The organism is Legionella saoudiensis (assembly GCF_001465875.1).
Classification (GTDB): Bacteria; Pseudomonadota; Gammaproteobacteria; order Legionellales; family Legionellaceae; genus Legionella; species Legionella saoudiensis.
On record NZ_LN901323.1, the window covers coordinates 52,347 to 68,513 of the forward strand.

Here is a 16,167-nt window from a genome sequence, read left to right on the forward strand (position 1 = left end):
TGCGATGCCACACGGACCATCAATTCAGCATATATTAAGCTAGTTTTTTGCTGAGTTCCGCAACATGGCGGCCTTGTGCTCTGGCAATTTTCTTTTCTATTTCTAAAGGCGTTCTGCTGCCATCTGCACCAGCAATGGTACCTGCCCCATAAGGCGAGCTTCCGCGCATTTCACTTAGTTCAAATAAACTTGACTCGCTATAAGGCACACCAGTAATTAACATTCCATGATGGGCAAGCGTATTCCAAAAAGAGGTAATAGTTGTTTCGTTTCCGCCCCCAGTACCAGTAGAGATAAAAACGCTGCCTATTTTCCCAATGAGCTTTCCTTGCACCCATAAGCTGCCTGTTTGATCCAGGAAATTACGCATTTGCGCTGCCATATTACCAAAGCGCGTCGGAGTGCCAAAAATGATGGCATCATAATCTGCTAACTCAGCAGGACTGGCAATCGGTGCTTGCTGATCAAGTTTCACTCCAGCCTTTTTAGCAACCTCTTCTGGCATAGTTTCAGGTACACGTTTAACCACCACCTCCACACCAGGGACCTCTTTAGCTCCCTCTGCAACAGCATAAGCCATGGTTTCAACATGTCCATAGCTTGAATAATATAATACGAGTACTTTACTCATGATAATTCCTTTTACTAGTCTGAAATAGAATCGATGAACATAAATCTATAGCAGAATAACCAATCCTTATATTAATGTCTCCTATGGCCTTATTATTTTTTACAATCGCATTTCCGAGTTAGTACGCCTACTCTATAAGGGCTTGGCAGATAGTTGCGATGGAGGCGTCTTTTCTTCAATTTTATCTGGTACTGGCAAACCAAAAAATCGAGGTGTAGTCATATTTTTTATGGTTCCATAAGAACCGGTACCCGCCATAATGCCACCATCAATATTATATTGAGAGCCCGTGATAAATGCAGAATCATCAGAGGCTAAAAATACAGCTAAATTTGCGACCTCTTTGGCTTGCCCCATACGTTTTAATGGAATTGTATTAGCGTATTCTTGGATCCGCTGCTCCCGTCCTTCATCCAAGCCAAACTCCGAGTCCCACATTTCGGTTAAAATTGCCGCAGGTACAATTACATTGCAGCGAATTGGGTAACCATTTTTAGCACAATGTATGGCTACGGTTCGGGTGAGGTTCAAAATGGCTGCCTTACTTGACGCATAAGCGGCATTAGAAGGAATTCCAACTAAACCCGACCTAGACCCCATATTAATGATGGAGGCATTGGGACTGTTTTTCAAAAGTGGCATCATCGTCTTACACCCTAGAAAGGTCCCATCCACATTAACCGCATGCACCGCACGCCAGTCTTCAAGCGAACAATGCTCTATATCTTGAGGCTTATCTGATTTTGGCGCAGAATCAATGCCGGCATTGTTAACTAACACATCGAGCCGTTGGTATTTGTTTTTAATATACTCTGCTACCTCTTGCCAATTTTGTTCCGAACGAACATCTAAAATTAAATAGTCGCTGGCTCCTATGGATTGAGCAAATTTTTCTCCTTCAGTCTTTGCTAATCTGCCGGTTATAATTACTTGAGCACCTTTTTTGCAGAAGGTCTCGGCAATCGCAAGGCCAATCGATTTAGTGCTTCCGGTAATTAAAATAATCTTATCCTTTAGTTTTCCCATAGTATCAATCCATGATGCTAATTAGATAGTACATCTTAACATAAGATTATCCTTCTACCAGCTCAATCCCTGAACTCAGGTTTTTAATTTTATATCCCCAGAAACCACAATAAAGCTCCTTATATGGCTGTGCTACACTTTTTGGCTTCATAAATAAAAGGAATTAATTATGATTAAAAAAATATTTATCGCATATATGTTAGTTTCCAGCTTATCTTTTATTTCTTCTGCTTTTGCTGATACCGAAGAGGTTCATTGGTGGCATCACCCTGATCAATATCATGCTGATTTTGAAGAATGGTATCCTACACATAAAGAGGTTTGGCATAATTATTATTCAAAACATAAAGATCATTACACTACCTATTGCGAACAACATCGTGGTTGGACCTTTTGCGAATAAAATATGCTTTTTTAACTAAGACTGCATTTTATGCAGTCTTAGTGTCATTCGTACTAAGAAAACGAGGGAAGAAAAATATCCTCCACTTTTAGGGAAAATGCCCCTAATCTTCCTATCTAAAATTTATCCTGTGTTGGTTGTCTGGCTCCTCCAATAGCATTTTTCTATCATCAGGACGAGGTTCAAATAAAAATCTATGCATGGCAGGAAATCTTTGCATGCTTATTTCTGATGTAGGTAGTTCGCTAGGTGGGGATTTGGCCGAGGCTTTTTCTGCACTTAAAAATATTAGTTGGATTTTGGAAAAGAGGGATTGCACGCCAAAATCCTTTAAAATAAGGTCCCAAATACCGGTAAAAAAATGACTAGCTAAAGGGGCTAGCCGCTCGCTCTCGGTAGTAGTACTAACACTGTGGCTATTAAACTCAGCATATTGGAAAATAGAATTTTCCGTTTCACATAATAATAACAGTAAACGAGACCAGGTTCTTTCTCTTTCAGCATTCGGAAGTTGAGCTTTAATTTGCATTAGAAGCTCCTCAGCGCTGTAACTGGTTTGATTAATTAAAATAACGCGCCGTCCGCCCCGGTCATGAGCATAATTAAGCACATTAATTAACTGCTCCATTGAATAGTAATCAATTTTTTTTTCTGAGAAAAAAGAGTTATATTCTCTTAATTCAAGTGCTATTGTTTTATGAATAGTTTTTTCAAACTGAGACGGATTTGCAGTCAGATAAGGGGCCTCATAATGAGAACGACCATTAATAAATTCATACATTCCTCCTGCCTCATGAACATGGAGCCATTGTTGCTGTACAGGACGTAATTTCTTATAAGCAGGACAATCTAAAGAGCCTGTACTACGTAATGATTGACGAATAGGAACTAACTCCTCCTCGTTGTCAAAACCAGGGATTAGCTCTATCGGCCCCAAATTGCTCTCATGCGCCTTCCAGGATAAATCACTCACTATGGCTCCGATTGATTGCCCATCGCGCTTAGAACGAAGGCTTTCCCCTGCCAAATCTGTTTTATATTGCCAATTCATGTACTGTGGCGAGCAATACTCATTAAAAGGTGGATAATAATATTTTCCATCCAACTTATAGCCATAGCACTCATTGAATCGAATAGCTTCATTAGAAGTAATAAGTAATCCTTTTCCAGGATTACTCACATACCAAGAGTATATTTTTTCAAGCAACAAATGGCCGCTAAAACCAGCCAAATTGTCATCATCTAAAAATACAGCATCCGGGTCTTGAGCTAATAGACTAGCGATTTCCTGTGCGCAATTATCCAAATCAGCAATGCTTTTCGCTTGGTTTGCCCATCCTTTGACGAGTACCTCCGAAATCCAAACTACCTTCTTTCCTCTTGCCGTTAACTCTTTTGCAGCACATACAGCTGATGCCGTTTTACCCACCCCAGCTTTTCCAGTTAATATAAGCAGCTTCGATTCGTCAGCCATGATGCTTTGACAAAATTGCTTACTCAATTTCATTAATTCTTTCTGCTGGGCGGAACTCTCCTTAAACCTAAAAAAGTCCATAGAGGAGCTATTTTCAAATGGAATCACCTGCAGTAACTTTGTAGGTATAAGAGAATAATCAATAGGTTGCGGTACGTAAGCAATGGGGTCAGGGTCTCTGGCATTTTCCATGTGTTGTAACCAAATGGAAAACTTATGCATATCAAAGCGAAGCTCCAGCTCGGGGCTTTGTTCCACTAAAGCAAATTCATCTGCTGTTAGCGTAGCAGCATGTAAGGTTTCAGCTGCCTCAATTAATTGACTATAGGTCTGCAGGAATTTAGGATGAAATTGTTCTGGGGTTTTCGCATATAAGGCTAAACGGTCAAGATCATAAGATTTTCTGTCTTCATTAAATGCCTCACGAAGTAATTCCAATACATCCGCCTCAGTAATTCCCTGATTATCTGCTAAATGCGGATCAAAAATATAATAATACTTATCAATGACGATGCAATTTTCCCCGCCATAATTGCCACCTGGATGCTTTAATGGGTATAAGGGAGTATTTGCAAGGTGCTTAACCGTGAGTGAAGGTGTGGTTACGCTCTCTTTTTTTGATAAAAAGGAGTAGAGTGGATTTCCAGAAAAAGGTTTGTTGCTCTCTTCAATCTTATTATAAACACACTGTGTTATAAAAAATGGAGCACGTCCAAAATATTGATTAAAGCGCTCGTTACCAAGCATATATCGAATTCCAAACCATAAACTTAACTGAGTAAACATGCCACAATCAATAACTGTTGGTCCTTTTATTAAAGCGTCTAATGCTTGGGCTGGTTGCTGTCCTTTATAAATAAGCGTGATAAAACCATCCTGTAAAATAGAATCCCATCCCCAGGGGCTAAGTGTTGTTATTTCCGCAGCAGTAATAGTTTGGGTAGGGTGTTCGGTATTCCATAAGCTTACTAAATCATTATTATAATGAAGGCCTGAATAAATACTCTCGTAGAATGCTTTTCTATTACTTTTTCCATCAAAAGGATTAGAGTTCGCTAATGAAATAAATCGCTTTACACCTTCCACAAAACAATCATAAGTAATTAATTTTGGTTCAGCAAAAGCGGATAAAAACTGTTGCAATAGAGGTGTAGGAGGGAGTTTTTGTAACTGCCGAAGGTATTCGATTGCCGGGTTAATCTTTTTTTGTTTTAAAAAAAAATTCATAGGTTACAGCCATTAAATTAATATGGTCATAATTTTAACACATTTTTATCTGTCCACCATCCCTTCTCAAGAGAACAGAGGGCTTATAAGGGAATGACTCTACTCAACTTATTAAATTGCCAATATCCCCTGGGGCCTTCCAATATTTGGAGCGAAAACTTATTTCTAGTTAACTTGACGACTTATTAATACTCATGTCCTTAAGAGGAATTTCTTGATCAGTCGATGTTGATGCTTTAGAGCCATATATCATTGCCGATAAGGGACTCCAAAAGGAAAAAAAGCTTTTTGATGAACCGCTTTGACTCCTATTAACCATGGGCTTTATTTCCTGGCTTTTATTTTTTTCTTTTTGCTGCTCATCCAGGGCAAAAAACTTAAGGGCATATTTTTCGGTCAACCTAATAAATAAATCCTTTTCTGTACTAGGGGAAAGAGCTTGTGGGATGCCTTTATAAAACCTTTCGGCAGCTATAGCGATTAATTCATTGGCGTAATTATTCAGCCTAAGCTCATTGATTTCTAGAGCTTGATCAGGAAAAATTTTGCGAAATATGACTGCATAATAGATAAGTAGCAAGATTTGCTGATACAGTTTTGCAAAATCTTTAATCGTATCACTGTATTGCTCTTCATAGCTTTTGGTAAGCTGCTCAATACTATATTTATATTTTTCCAGACCGTTCACCGGCAGATTTTTATATACATGTGCTGTTTTAATTCCTGGAGGATGATTAGGCAGTTTTTTATATTCTTCAGAGTTTATAATTTCTTCTAAAATAACTACATAGCTATTTTCAATCCCATTTAATTGCATTAGTGTTCTAAAAAAGTGCCTTAACCGGTTCTCTATAGATTCATGCAAGTAATTAAAATCTTCTTCTATTTTTGTAGATTGCAGAACCAAAACATTACTGATACTGGTAAAGCTTAATGAATACAACTTCGTGGCAAAATTTTTAATCGTAGAATTACCAGATTCAGATAATTCTTTGAACGTAGAGATGATATCGATAATCGCCTGTTGCAAATTCTTTTTTTGTTTTTCGCTCCAATCACTAGTTAAGTAATATTGACTGGCATGTCCAATCATTATGCCAAATGTTTCCAATACACTTTTACGCCTGTCAGGATAATTAAGAACCGTTTCTTGTGCAGTGCCAATTTTATTAATGTTTTCTTCTAGCACTAATCTTGTATCATTGAGCATTTCTGCAAGATTTTTTATAGGCGCATTTAGACCAAAAATCTCAAAAAAATGGGTTTGCATTAATAAAGCATGCTCTTCATTAACGTAGCCTGCATAGGGCGTAAAAATCACGTTGAAAAGTCCGTAAACATGTTTTTTATGTAAAATTTTGCGTTGTTCCGTAAGCCCCATATAAGGATAATGAGTGAAGTTATAGGCATTATAGCCTTCTGGGTTTTTGACAATTACTGCATAAAGAGCTCGTAAAATGGTCGGGAAATCAAGAGCTTGTACTGGAATGGTTTTAGCCTCCTCATAATTTCCTATATATTTTCGACCTAAGCCAGCATACTTATGGAATATTTGACTGGCATCATTAAATTCCACATGCTGCCCATTTAAAAAACGAAGTAATTTGAATATCAATAATTTTTGCACATGAGTAGTTTTATGGTTTTTAGAAGAGATTATTGTTCCCCGCTGAGAACCATTATTGCCACTTGAACCAGTTCCATGATGTCCAGGCATAGAGTAATAAACTAAGTTTTGTTCTGTTTTAGAAACAGCTTCTGGATAAATAGGAGTAAAACCCCAGCTAGAACGTTCATTTGCGTAATAAATTAATTCTGCTTTTTTGATAATTGTAGGTAATACAAAATAGCGCTCATCATACCAGGTGATAGGCGGGCAATCTCCGGGGACTGGGTCGATACCAAAAAAGTTTATCGATGCTTCCGGCAGGTAATCTCTTAACCCATTGAGCAATTGCCTTTGTTCTTCTTTGGGAAGATTAAGTAGTGACTTTAGCGGTTCAATAATATCAGGAGTATTATTGCTTGGTGGACCTTTGTGTCTTTTAGTTTGCTGTTTCATTAGTCGTTCTAATATATTCTCAATATTAAGACAGGTTCCAATAAAACTCTGTATTGACTCTAATTCATGAGCTATGAGAATAGCTTCTACAGCCCCTCTACTATGGGCAATAATGTTAACTACATTTTGTCCGCGAGCTATTGCTTTTAATGTTGCTGCCAGTCCGAGAGCAATTTTTTCACCTACATCTCCACCATGTGTAACAGGCCCATTAACTACAGCAATTTCATCTGCTTGATAGGGATAATTATCTTTCCCCTCTTTTACTATCTGGACATTTTTTATTATTTTCGCAGGACTTGCCGTTTTAATTAAAAAGGAAACAATACTTAAGGTTTCCCCCTTGGGATAATCCGCAACTTTGTCTCCTTGCGTATAAGGAGTAGCTTTGGCTGTTTGTTTTAACTCAGGGGTAAATTCCGTGAGGGTTCCTAACATGGTAAGAGTAAATGGCTTTTCAATTTTACTGTCCATAGTAATTGCCTTATATTGCAACATAATGAACCATTATAGATTTCAGGAAATACAAAAATAAATAAGCGGTAATTATTTTTATTTTATTGGTGAAATCGGAAACTGGAAAAGCTGTCTCTAGGTCTAGAGACTTCATTATCTGCTGTAGTTACCCATTGGCACAACAGTAAACTAGGGTCTTTCTAATGGCAGTTACTTAAGGCTTTTTGAAGGAAGCATCCTCCTAACTCCTGAATGCGGCATAATTGATATGTGGCACGATTCAGGAGAGGTATTTTTCACCCCATTTTAAGAAAGGGGCCCTCTCGCCAGGTAAGGCTCATCAAATGATATTCTAGAATTAGTTTTTTGATTGGCTGAAAACAAACGATGAGGGTGATTATTCTCTCCCAAACGCTCTTCGCGCTTTTTGAGCATACTACTCCAAGCTTCTGTAAAAATTTTTACTCGGTTTATTAACGCTTTCTTTATCTCATCACGCTTATTAAAGTCGCTAATTGTCCTATCTATAATTCCCTCATAATCCCCAATGGGGGTTTTAATAATTGTATTTAATGCGTCTTCAAGCTCTATATTTTTAGCGGAAGAACTCAGCAGTTCAAGACTTGCCTTATTTATAAGCAGTTTATGATTAAAACAACTACGAAAAAACTCTACATTTTTTTCTTTTTCTAAAAATTGCCCTAAAACGTCTTTGTTTGCTGTGTTATCAATATTTAATTGATTTAAAAAATTTAATTCAGCCAGCACTTGCTCTAATTGATTATGAAAGGGATGCAAAAAAAAATCTGAAAAACAACACTCCGGATCGATGCGAACTACTAATAATTGTTGGTCTCTCTTAACCACACCAATATTACTTATGTCGTTATCACCTAAAAAATAACTAATTACTAAAGAAAAAATAAAGCGATTTATTGGCTGATGAAACTTAAAAATATCCTCTCCTTCAGCCGCAAAATTAACTGGAGAGCTGAGCCGATAATAAGCTTCGTTATTATCTTGACCAACAAAGTAGTTAGGCTGACTCTCGCCCATTAAAAGCGCATAAAGATTACCGCCACATACCTCCAGCTCTGCTTTAATTTTAGGCTTAATCCCACTCTCATATCCTATCGTGGAAATAAAAAAAACCTCCCCGCGCAAATCTTTTGCTTTATTGTATTCTTTCTGCAATTCATGCGGCTCACTATAAGGACCATTCATTATAATGGTGGTAGATTCATCATCCGTTTCATCATCGCTGTCCGATTCCTCTTCGCTCCCCATATCAATGTCTTCATTATCTATTGCTTCAAACTGGTTTTCTTTCTCTTCAGAGAAATTCCAGGCGAAGATGGAGTGATTTTTGGGCTGCTTCTGAGAAGGGACATCGTCAATTAAGATTCTTTTGCGCTTGTTTTTTGCGAGCATTTATATAAAGAGAATAAATTAATGTGCAAATATTATAACACAAATCCATTTTGACTAAAAACAAGACTCAAGCCCCTTCAATCCTAGCTCCAATATTGCGTCATGCATCGGGCAAAAAATTGGAAGCAAAAAAGAAATTTTATCTTTAGGCTTATGTATTAAAAATCCAAATAATCCCATTGAGATAACTTGCAAAAATGAGCCACAGAAAATAGGGCGTTATAAGCAATGTAGTTGTTTTATCCTTATTTTTCATGGCTATTAAAATAAGGACTGCATTCAAACACACCATGATTACTATCCATAAAAAACTAAATCCCAGCCAGTGCAATTGAAAAAAAAGCGGTGTCCATATCCAATTCATAATGAGTTGAATTAGATAAATATTAAAGGCAATATTAGTTTGGGGCTTATGTCGATTTTGCCACAAGGTGAAACCAACAATGGCAAGAAATGTATATAAGATTGACCACACAACGGAAAATACCCAACCTGGAGGAGTTAGAATTGATTTATGCAGGGCTTCATACCAAGAGTGGATATTCGCTTGGGTCAATAAACCTAAGAGAAATCCAATCATCTCAAAAAATAAAATCCAAACAATCAGTTTAATCAGGTTGTCTTTGTGCAAAATCTTCTCTCCATATTTGGGTTAGCCCCTCACGAAATGAAGGATAGCGTAAAACAATATTAAGTTCTTTTTTTATTTTGAAATTAGACACACGACGATTACTCAAATAGAACTCTTGCTCCCTTGGTGATAATGAAGCTTCTTCAAATAGGATTAAGGGCAATGGCGATTGTTTCAATAACGAAGCCGCATAAGCATCAATCTCATGTGAGGCAGCAGGCTCATCATCAGCCACATTATAGATAGATAAAGGATGTGGTTTTTTTATTCAAGCAAGAAGCACCGATACAATGTCATCGACGTGGATACGCGAAAAGACCTGCCCTTTTTTAAAAACACTATGCTTTTTCCCCGATATAATTCGCTCCAGTGGATTTCTTTGTGGACCATAAATTCCTGCCAGTCTGAAAATATGTAAAGGAAGTTGGTTGCTCTCTGCATAAGAAAACCAGGCTTTTTCTGCTTTCAAGCGTAAAATTCCAGAAGCATTTTCCGGCCTAGAAATACTTCCTTCATCAACCCAATTTCCTTGATAATCACCATAGACGCCCGTAGAAGAAAAATAGCCAAACCAATCAATATGTGCCGCATGCTGCTTAATCAACTCTGAATAATGTGACAACACGAGATCACCAACATGAGCATCAGGTGGGATGCTAATTAGTAAGTGGGTGGTTTGGCTGAGATAGTATTCTATATCCGCAGCCTCAAAATCAATAAGAGTGATTTTCTCCGAATGAGTCATTGCTTTTTTGGCGTGTTGTTCCAATAACGTCAAAACCCAGCTGAATCAGTCTCTGAGCCACCCGATTAGCCGTGTAGCCAAAGCCAAATATAAAAAAAGAGGGGGTCATTTTAGGCTCTTCCTTAACTCATTGTAATAATTTAAAGCCTTCGCTCTGGCCTCATGGTGCCTAATAATCGGCATGGGATAACGTGTATTTAAGTAAAACCTCTCCGAGCCAAGAGATTCCCAAGGCGCATGGATTGACTGGCTGTCTAATTGAGAAAGCTCCGGAACCCATTGACGAATATAACTGCCCTCAGGGTCAAATTTTTGACTTTGTAACACTGGATTAAAAATACGAAAATAAGGTGCTGCATCTGCACCACATCCCGCCACCCATTGCCAGCTTGCACTATTATTTGCCAAATCCGCATCCACCAGAGTATCTAAAAACCACTCGGCACCCAAACGCCAATCAATAAATAAACCCTTAGTCAGGAATGACGCAGCAATCATCCGCACACGATTGTGCATGTATCCTGTTGCCCATAATTCTCTCATTCCCGCATCAATGATTGGATAACCGGTCAACCCTTTTTGCCAGAAAGCCAATAACTCCTCATCGTTGTGCCACGGGAATGCATCAAACTCCCTCCTGAAATTCTCAGACGAAAGTTTGGGGAAATGATAAAGTAAATACATGGAAAACTCCCGCCATCCCAGCTCTGAAAGAAAATGTTCTGCAGAGGATAAATCACAGCTGGCATTGAGTTTTGCAAATTCAATTGCTCTTAAAATAGTCCATGGGCTGATTTCACCAAAATGCAAATGAGGAGATAAACGCGAGGTTGCATTTTTTATAGGGAAATCACGATTTTTTTTATACCCATTAAGTTGATGCTCTATAAACGTATCAAGTTTGGATTGAGCTCCATCCTCTCCTGGAGCCCAATAATCGTGAAATCGTACTGCCCAATTGATCGAGGGTAATAAGTTCCACTCCAAAATCTTATCGCTTTGTACTTCCACTCCTGCTGGTCGATGTGCTAAATGCATAGCCGGTTGCATATGAAGCATTTGTCTGCAGTGTTTCCAGTAGGGAGTAAACACTTTAAAATAATCGCCGGTTTTATTTTTAATCGTCCATGGTTCATGGAGCAAACTTCCATTAAAACTTTGAACTTCAATGCCCTGAGCCAACAAAGTGGCTTTAATCTTTTTATCACGTGAAATGGCAGCTGGCTCATAACAACGATTCCAATAAACTGCGCTTATAGAGGTAGTTTTGAGCAACTCTAAAATAATCTCTAACGGCTCCCCTCTACGAAGAATGAGATTTAAACCAAGTTGCTCTAATGAATGGCTTAAAGAAGTAAGGCTGTGATGAAGCCACCAAGCTTGTGCTCCACCCAGCACACTATTTTTGTCATCATAAATGTAAAGAGGAATAACAAACTGATTTTGAGAACAAGCCCTGATAAATGCAGGGTTATCGTTTAATCTTAAATCCTGCCGAAACCAGACTAATGCAATATTCATAAAGATCTCAAAATAAAGTGAATGTTTTCATTTTTTAAGGTCACTGGAATATAAAAAATTATCTAACATATTTAAATTATGTGCAAAACAATTCTCATGATGAAAATACTGTGAATATAATTATATTTTATGCGGTGCGCTTCTAGAATGCCTGCTCTCGCCTACTTTTTTGGGCTATTAGGACATTAAATTAAGTTTGAGGCTTTGTAGGCAATGATAGAAAACCAAAACCAAACCCAAAATCCCCTCCATCATTGATTTATGATTGTCTTTTGTTGGTCAGGAATAGTTTTGATAATTGGTGGAGGCGGCGGGAATCGAACCCGCGTCCGCAAGCCCTCTGCCTTCAGCTCTACATGCGTAGCCTTGTCTTTTAATTTAACTGTGCATTCTCCGACGGGCAGGATTCTACACAGCGATTCCCTGAGTTTCGCAATCTTAATTCGGGAGAAACTAAGACACTAGCTTATCTTCTATGACCGTTGATTCGATACCGATAAGCGAGCTCGGTCAACGGGATACCGGGTTTATAGGCCAGTACACAGTGGAACTATAACTACGGATTAGGCAGCCATAGCACCAGCAAAGTTTTCATCGTTTGCATTTATATTTAGTTGAGCCTGTTTTACGAGAGATCTCATTCTCGGCATGCACCTCTGGTTTTGCAACCCACGTCGAAGCCAGGTCGCCCCCAATTTGTACACTTTAATTATAACATAAAATATGGCGAGATTAGCAAAATCTTTTAAGAGTATAAAAAAATTTGTTTTTATAGCGCAATAAACCTAAGAGCTTGGTTTTAAATAATGTAATCATTGTACTTCGCCGCATCCAGGCTATTTCGGTTTGCCAGGATGCGTGAATCGATTGTTAGCCTTGAATGCCTTTGTGCCGTAGTAAAGCATCAACGGTTGCAGGACGCCCGCGAAAATCCTGGAAGGCTTCTGCTGCTTTTTTGGAGCCACCTACTTCTAAAATGGCGTGCAGGAAATCATGGCCTGTTTTTGGATTGAGCACCCCCTCCTCTTCAAAGCGCGAGAAGGCATCGCTGGATAGTACTTCTGCCCACATATAACTATAATAACCTGCCGCATAGCCTCCACCAAAAATATGACTGAAACTATGTTGGAAGCGGCTATAGGGAACTACGGGTACGATGCAGGCTTTAGAGCGAACATCTGCTAAAACATCATTAACAAAGGACGCGTTATTGGTTTGGTAGTCCCGGTGGATGCGAAAATCAAATAGACTAAACTCCATTTGCCGTAACGTTGCCATTGCTGACTGGAAGTTCTTAGCGGCAATTAGACGCTCATAAAGAACTTCGGGTAAAGGTTCTTGAGTATCTACATGAGCAGTTAGTCTATCGAGCGCATTCTTTTCCCAGCACCAGTTTTCAAAAAATTGGCTGGGTAGTTCGACAGCATCCCATTCCACTCCATTAATTCCCGAAGCACCAAGATAATCAACTTGAGTTAGCATATGATGTAAGCAGTGGCCAAATTCATGAAATAAGGTTTCTACTTCGTCATGAGATAGCATTGCAGGTTTATTCGCTGATGCTTTTGCGAAATTACAGGTTAAGGTGGCGATGGGTAGTTGAATGCTGCCATCTTCTAATTTTCTACGACTTTGTAAGGAATCCATCCAAGCACCGCTATGTTTGTTGGGTCTGGCAAACAAATCGGTATAGACATAACCGCGTACTTGTCCATGCTCATCAACAACGCAATAGCATTGTACGTCTTTATGCCAGACGTCAACGCCTTTAACCTCCTGAACACTCATCCCATAAAGGATTTTCAGTAAATCAAATAAGCCCTGCATTACTTTAGGCTGAGGAAAATAAGGACGTAAATCTTCTTGAGATAAAGTAAATAAATCCTGTCTTCTTTTCTCAGATAAATAGCTTATATCCCAAGGCTGTACCGATTCAAAATTATATTTGCTTGATGCAAAGTCTTTGAGGGCTGCAAGCTCACCTTCTGCCTGAGGGTGTGCACGCTTGACCAAGTCATTCATAAAATTCATGACTTGGTCAGTGGAGTCAGCCATTTTGGTGGCTAATGATAATTCCGCATAGTTATTAAATCCTAAAAGCTTAGCTTGTTCATGACGCAAAGCCAGTATTTCATTCATGTTGGCGGTATTATCAAAAGTACCTGCATTAGGTCCTTGATCTGATGCTCTAGTTACGTAGGCCTGATATATTTCTTCGCGTAAAGCGCGGTCTTCAGCATGGGTAATAATGGCTTGATAGCTTGGAGCCTCTAAAGTGAATATATAGCCATCAAGGCCTTTTTCTGCCGCTAATTCTTTGGCAGTATTTAATGCATGCTCCGGGATTCCCGCTACACGTTGAGAATCGGTAATATGTATAGTAAAGGCTTGAGAGGCATCCAAAATATTGTGCTCAAATTTGTTAGATAGCTCATCTAAACGCGTTTGGATTTCTTCAAAGCGTTTTTTATCTTGTGGTTCAAGAGCAACCCCTGACAACTCGAAATCAAGCAAGCTGTCTGCGATTAGCTTTTTCTGGGTGGCATTTAAAGCATGCGTGTCAATGGACTTAATTGCCATATATAAATCATGATTCTGCCCCATCGCCGCCTCATAGGCGGAAAGTAAAGGCAAGCATTCATCGTAGCACTCACGGAGAGCTGGGGAATCCATTACTGAATGCAGGTGAGAAAATGGCGACCAAAAACGCTCTAACTCATCATCCATATCTTCCAGGGGGTACATTAGATTATCCCAAGTATAGTAATGATTATTCTTGAGGAGTAAATCAACTTGCTCTAAATGGTTTTTTAACATCCCATCGAGATGAGTCTTAAATCGGTCTGTATCAATGTGGCTAAATTGTGGTAATCCAACTGGCGCTGACATGCTTTACCTTTAAAATTAATGTAAGTAACAAAAGCATAGCATTCAATTGATAAAGGCTCTAGAGTTGAGAAGGGTAAACATTATGAGTGTTCGCTTCTTCAGCTACTGATAAATTAGAGGGTTCCTCTTTCTTAGCGAAAAAACCAAGTTTGGTTATACCACCGGTAGGTACTTCAACGATATCTTTAGGTCTTTGCTGGTTAATAACCGGCACTAAAGCAAAATTGATTAAACAAATCACCACTAAGCCAATTGCCCCAACTAAAGCAATCGCAGGATTCATTGCAAATAAGGGAGCGCCACAACCCATAGCTAAGAAAATAGCTGTAGTGGCCGCTACGTGTGCGCTAAAGCGCAGTAATTCAAAATTTATTTGTCGCTCCAAGGTCTGTAAGTGCTGGTCTATTTCTGCTCGTGCTTCGGGATTTTCAGCATCATCACGCATTTTTTGATATTGGCTACGCATCTCATATACACGATTAAGTTCAATGTATGCGCGTATTGCAGCCAAGACTACATCATAACCAAAAAAGGCAATAGACAAATAAGCCGCGACCGGCGCATAAGCTCCGGTTAAAAGGTATCCATTAACATAGCCCAAACCTACCCAGGCAATATCGTTACCTAACTCAAACCAACGCCGTAATAATTGACCTTGCAGACGAACTTGATAGCCTAAATCTCTTTCAGGCTGTTTCATCCAAGGCCCAGGAAGCAGATGCTTCATCAGCAATCCTAAATTGACGGCTAAACGTGGTGCATAAAAGAGGAAGGCTAAATGAGGTAAGAATGGGTCGGTGCATCGAGCAAAATTGCCCATAATACGACGATACCAATCCGCACTACAATCTAAGGCCGCAATTAAATCTAAAGCGCGTTTAGAGCGGACTAACAGCAATCGGTATAAATTTATGTTAAGGGTGCGATCGCGTACTTGTTGGGAAAAAGACCAGCCTACATCTACTGGAGGTTTCTCTTCACATAAACGTTTAGGTAGGGGACGTCCAAGCTCAGCTAAGAGCTCATGATAAAGCTGTTGTTGGATACGCAAACGGTTTACTTCGCGGGGCACGATTAAATAATGCTCATAGACCTGCTCTAGTAGTTCGGCTAGGAAAATAGCTGCTATGATTTGCTCTGCAAGTTTTTGCTCTGAAAGAAGCTTTTTGTCACAATTAATACGAATCTGCTGTCCAAGCAGGCTGTATTCCATATTTAAAATAAGATGAGAGGGAATAATTTCGCGATAAAAATCGACCCCAAGTTCCTGAATCGACTCAGAGAAGGTCCAATTCTCAGGGTTGGGATCATCAATCCCAAGTGAGTATCTAGCAAACAGTGTATTTTTTAATCGTCTAATAGCAGGAGTCATGATGTCCGAAATAACTTAGTGGATATCAAATAATTGCACAATCATCATGCATAAAAGTACGCTAGCAAGATAAAATGTGTTCCGATTGTATCAAAAATTACACAATAAGTAAAATTAACATGTTTATAAATACACTCCCCTGTCTCTTAAATTGTCATTTGTACTTACATTTAACACTTATAACCTAGATCTTGGTACTACTTCAACTATTCTTTTAAGTAGTACTCACCGCATAACTGTACACAGTCCATAAAAAATGAGTGTGTTTTCTTGCCGATTTATGTCTTCTGAGCGACAAT

The 16,167-nt window shown here is 38.9% G+C and carries 12 protein-coding genes and 1 other RNA gene; 1 reads left to right on the top strand and 12 read right to left on the bottom strand.

All coding sequences use genetic code 11. The annotated features are described in order from the left end of the window. Nucleotides 1-34: 34 nt before the first annotated feature. Together wrbA and BN3124_RS06720 are read right to left on the bottom strand one after the other, a co-directional pair. Entirely contained in the window at nt 35-631 is a 597-nt protein-coding gene (wrbA, locus tag BN3124_RS06715) for an NAD(P)H:quinone oxidoreductase (protein ID WP_058534032.1), read from the bottom strand. Between the two features lie 132 nt (nt 632-763). Beyond that, the gene (locus BN3124_RS06720; RefSeq protein WP_078061509.1) at nt 764-1,657 is read right to left on the bottom strand and encodes an SDR family NAD(P)-dependent oxidoreductase; all 894 of its coding nucleotides are present in this window, start codon (nt 1,655-1,657) and stop codon (nt 764-766) included. 169 nt (nt 1,658-1,826) lie between these two features. Between BN3124_RS06720 and BN3124_RS06725 the strand changes: the two genes are divergently transcribed. Beyond that, complete coding sequence (locus tag BN3124_RS06725) at nt 1,827-2,060, top strand: hypothetical protein (RefSeq protein WP_058534033.1); 234 nt, start codon at nt 1,827-1,829, stop codon at nt 2,058-2,060. Nucleotides 2,061-2,172: 112 nt separating this feature from the next. Here BN3124_RS06725 and BN3124_RS06730 read toward each other — a convergent pair whose 3' ends face one another. From BN3124_RS06730 to BN3124_RS06765, 10 genes are all read right to left on the bottom strand, one after another. After that, entirely contained in the window at nt 2,173-4,761 is a 2,589-nt protein-coding gene (locus BN3124_RS06730; RefSeq protein WP_058534034.1) for an ArsA family ATPase, read from the bottom strand. A gap of 169 nt (nt 4,762-4,930) precedes the next feature. Further along, the gene (locus tag BN3124_RS06735) at nt 4,931-7,297 is read right to left on the bottom strand and encodes a hypothetical protein (RefSeq protein WP_058534035.1); all 2,367 of its coding nucleotides are present in this window, start codon (nt 7,295-7,297) and stop codon (nt 4,931-4,933) included. A 288-nt stretch (nt 7,298-7,585) separates the two neighbouring features. Then, nucleotides 7,586-8,710 carry a hypothetical protein gene (locus BN3124_RS06740; RefSeq protein ID WP_058534036.1) on the bottom strand — a complete coding sequence of 375 codons (1,125 nt, stop codon included), beginning with the start codon at nt 8,708-8,710 and terminating at the stop codon, nt 7,586-7,588. A 151-nt stretch (nt 8,711-8,861) separates the two neighbouring features. Further along, nucleotides 8,862-9,341, bottom strand: a complete 480-nt coding sequence (locus tag BN3124_RS06745; protein WP_058534037.1) for a TspO/MBR family protein — start codon at nt 9,339-9,341, stop codon at nt 8,862-8,864. Next, entirely contained in the window at nt 9,319-9,576 is a 258-nt protein-coding gene (locus BN3124_RS17355; protein WP_230849113.1) for a hypothetical protein, read from the bottom strand. Before BN3124_RS17355 ends, BN3124_RS06745 begins: the two co-directional genes overlap by 23 nt. A 33-nt stretch (nt 9,577-9,609) precedes the next feature. Continuing rightward, nucleotides 9,610-10,119: an NAD-dependent epimerase/dehydratase family protein gene (locus tag BN3124_RS17360; protein ID WP_230849114.1), complete on the bottom strand. Its 510-nt coding sequence runs from the start codon at nt 10,117-10,119 to the stop codon at nt 9,610-9,612. Nucleotides 10,120-10,191: 72 nt separating this feature from the next. Beyond that, entirely contained in the window at nt 10,192-11,607 is a 1,416-nt protein-coding gene (locus tag BN3124_RS06755; RefSeq protein WP_058534038.1) for a cryptochrome/photolyase family protein, read from the bottom strand. A 299-nt stretch (nt 11,608-11,906) separates the two neighbouring features. Beyond that, nucleotides 11,907-12,300: a transfer-messenger RNA gene (ssrA, locus tag BN3124_RS16835) on the bottom strand. 177 nt (nt 12,301-12,477) lie between these two features. Next, nucleotides 12,478-14,496: a M3 family metallopeptidase gene (locus tag BN3124_RS06760; protein WP_058534039.1), complete on the bottom strand. Its 2,019-nt coding sequence runs from the start codon at nt 14,494-14,496 to the stop codon at nt 12,478-12,480. A 58-nt stretch (nt 14,497-14,554) separates the two neighbouring features. Further along, on the bottom strand, nt 14,555-15,868 hold the full coding sequence (locus BN3124_RS06765) for a hypothetical protein (RefSeq protein ID WP_058534040.1): 1,314 nt from the start codon (nt 15,866-15,868) through the stop codon (nt 14,555-14,557). Between the last annotated feature and the right edge of the window lie 299 nt (nt 15,869-16,167).

What these genes read in the sequence shown, in the direction of transcription:
- BN3124_RS06740 (WP_058534036.1), bottom strand. Translation starts at nt 8,710, where the DNA reads ATGCTCGCAAAAAACAAGCGCAAAAGAATCTTAATTGACGATGTCCCT.
- BN3124_RS06760 (WP_058534039.1), bottom strand. Translation starts at nt 14,496, where the DNA reads ATGTCAGCGCCAGTTGGATTACCACAATTTAGCCACATTGATACAGAC.
- BN3124_RS06730 (WP_058534034.1), bottom strand. Translation starts at nt 4,761, where the DNA reads ATGAATTTTTTTTTAAAACAAAAAAAGATTAACCCGGCAATCGAATAC.
- BN3124_RS06725 (WP_058534033.1), top strand. Translation starts at nt 1,827, where the DNA reads ATGATTAAAAAAATATTTATCGCATATATGTTAGTTTCCAGCTTATCT.
- wrbA (WP_058534032.1), bottom strand. Translation starts at nt 631, where the DNA reads ATGAGTAAAGTACTCGTATTATATTATTCAAGCTATGGACATGTTGAA.
- BN3124_RS06765 (WP_058534040.1), bottom strand. Translation starts at nt 15,868, where the DNA reads ATGACTCCTGCTATTAGACGATTAAAAAATACACTGTTTGCTAGATAC.
- BN3124_RS06755 (WP_058534038.1), bottom strand. Translation starts at nt 11,607, where the DNA reads ATGAATATTGCATTAGTCTGGTTTCGGCAGGATTTAAGATTAAACGAT.
- BN3124_RS06735 (WP_058534035.1), bottom strand. Translation starts at nt 7,297, where the DNA reads ATGGACAGTAAAATTGAAAAGCCATTTACTCTTACCATGTTAGGAACC.
- BN3124_RS06720 (WP_078061509.1), bottom strand. Translation starts at nt 1,657, where the DNA reads ATGGGAAAACTAAAGGATAAGATTATTTTAATTACCGGAAGCACTAAA.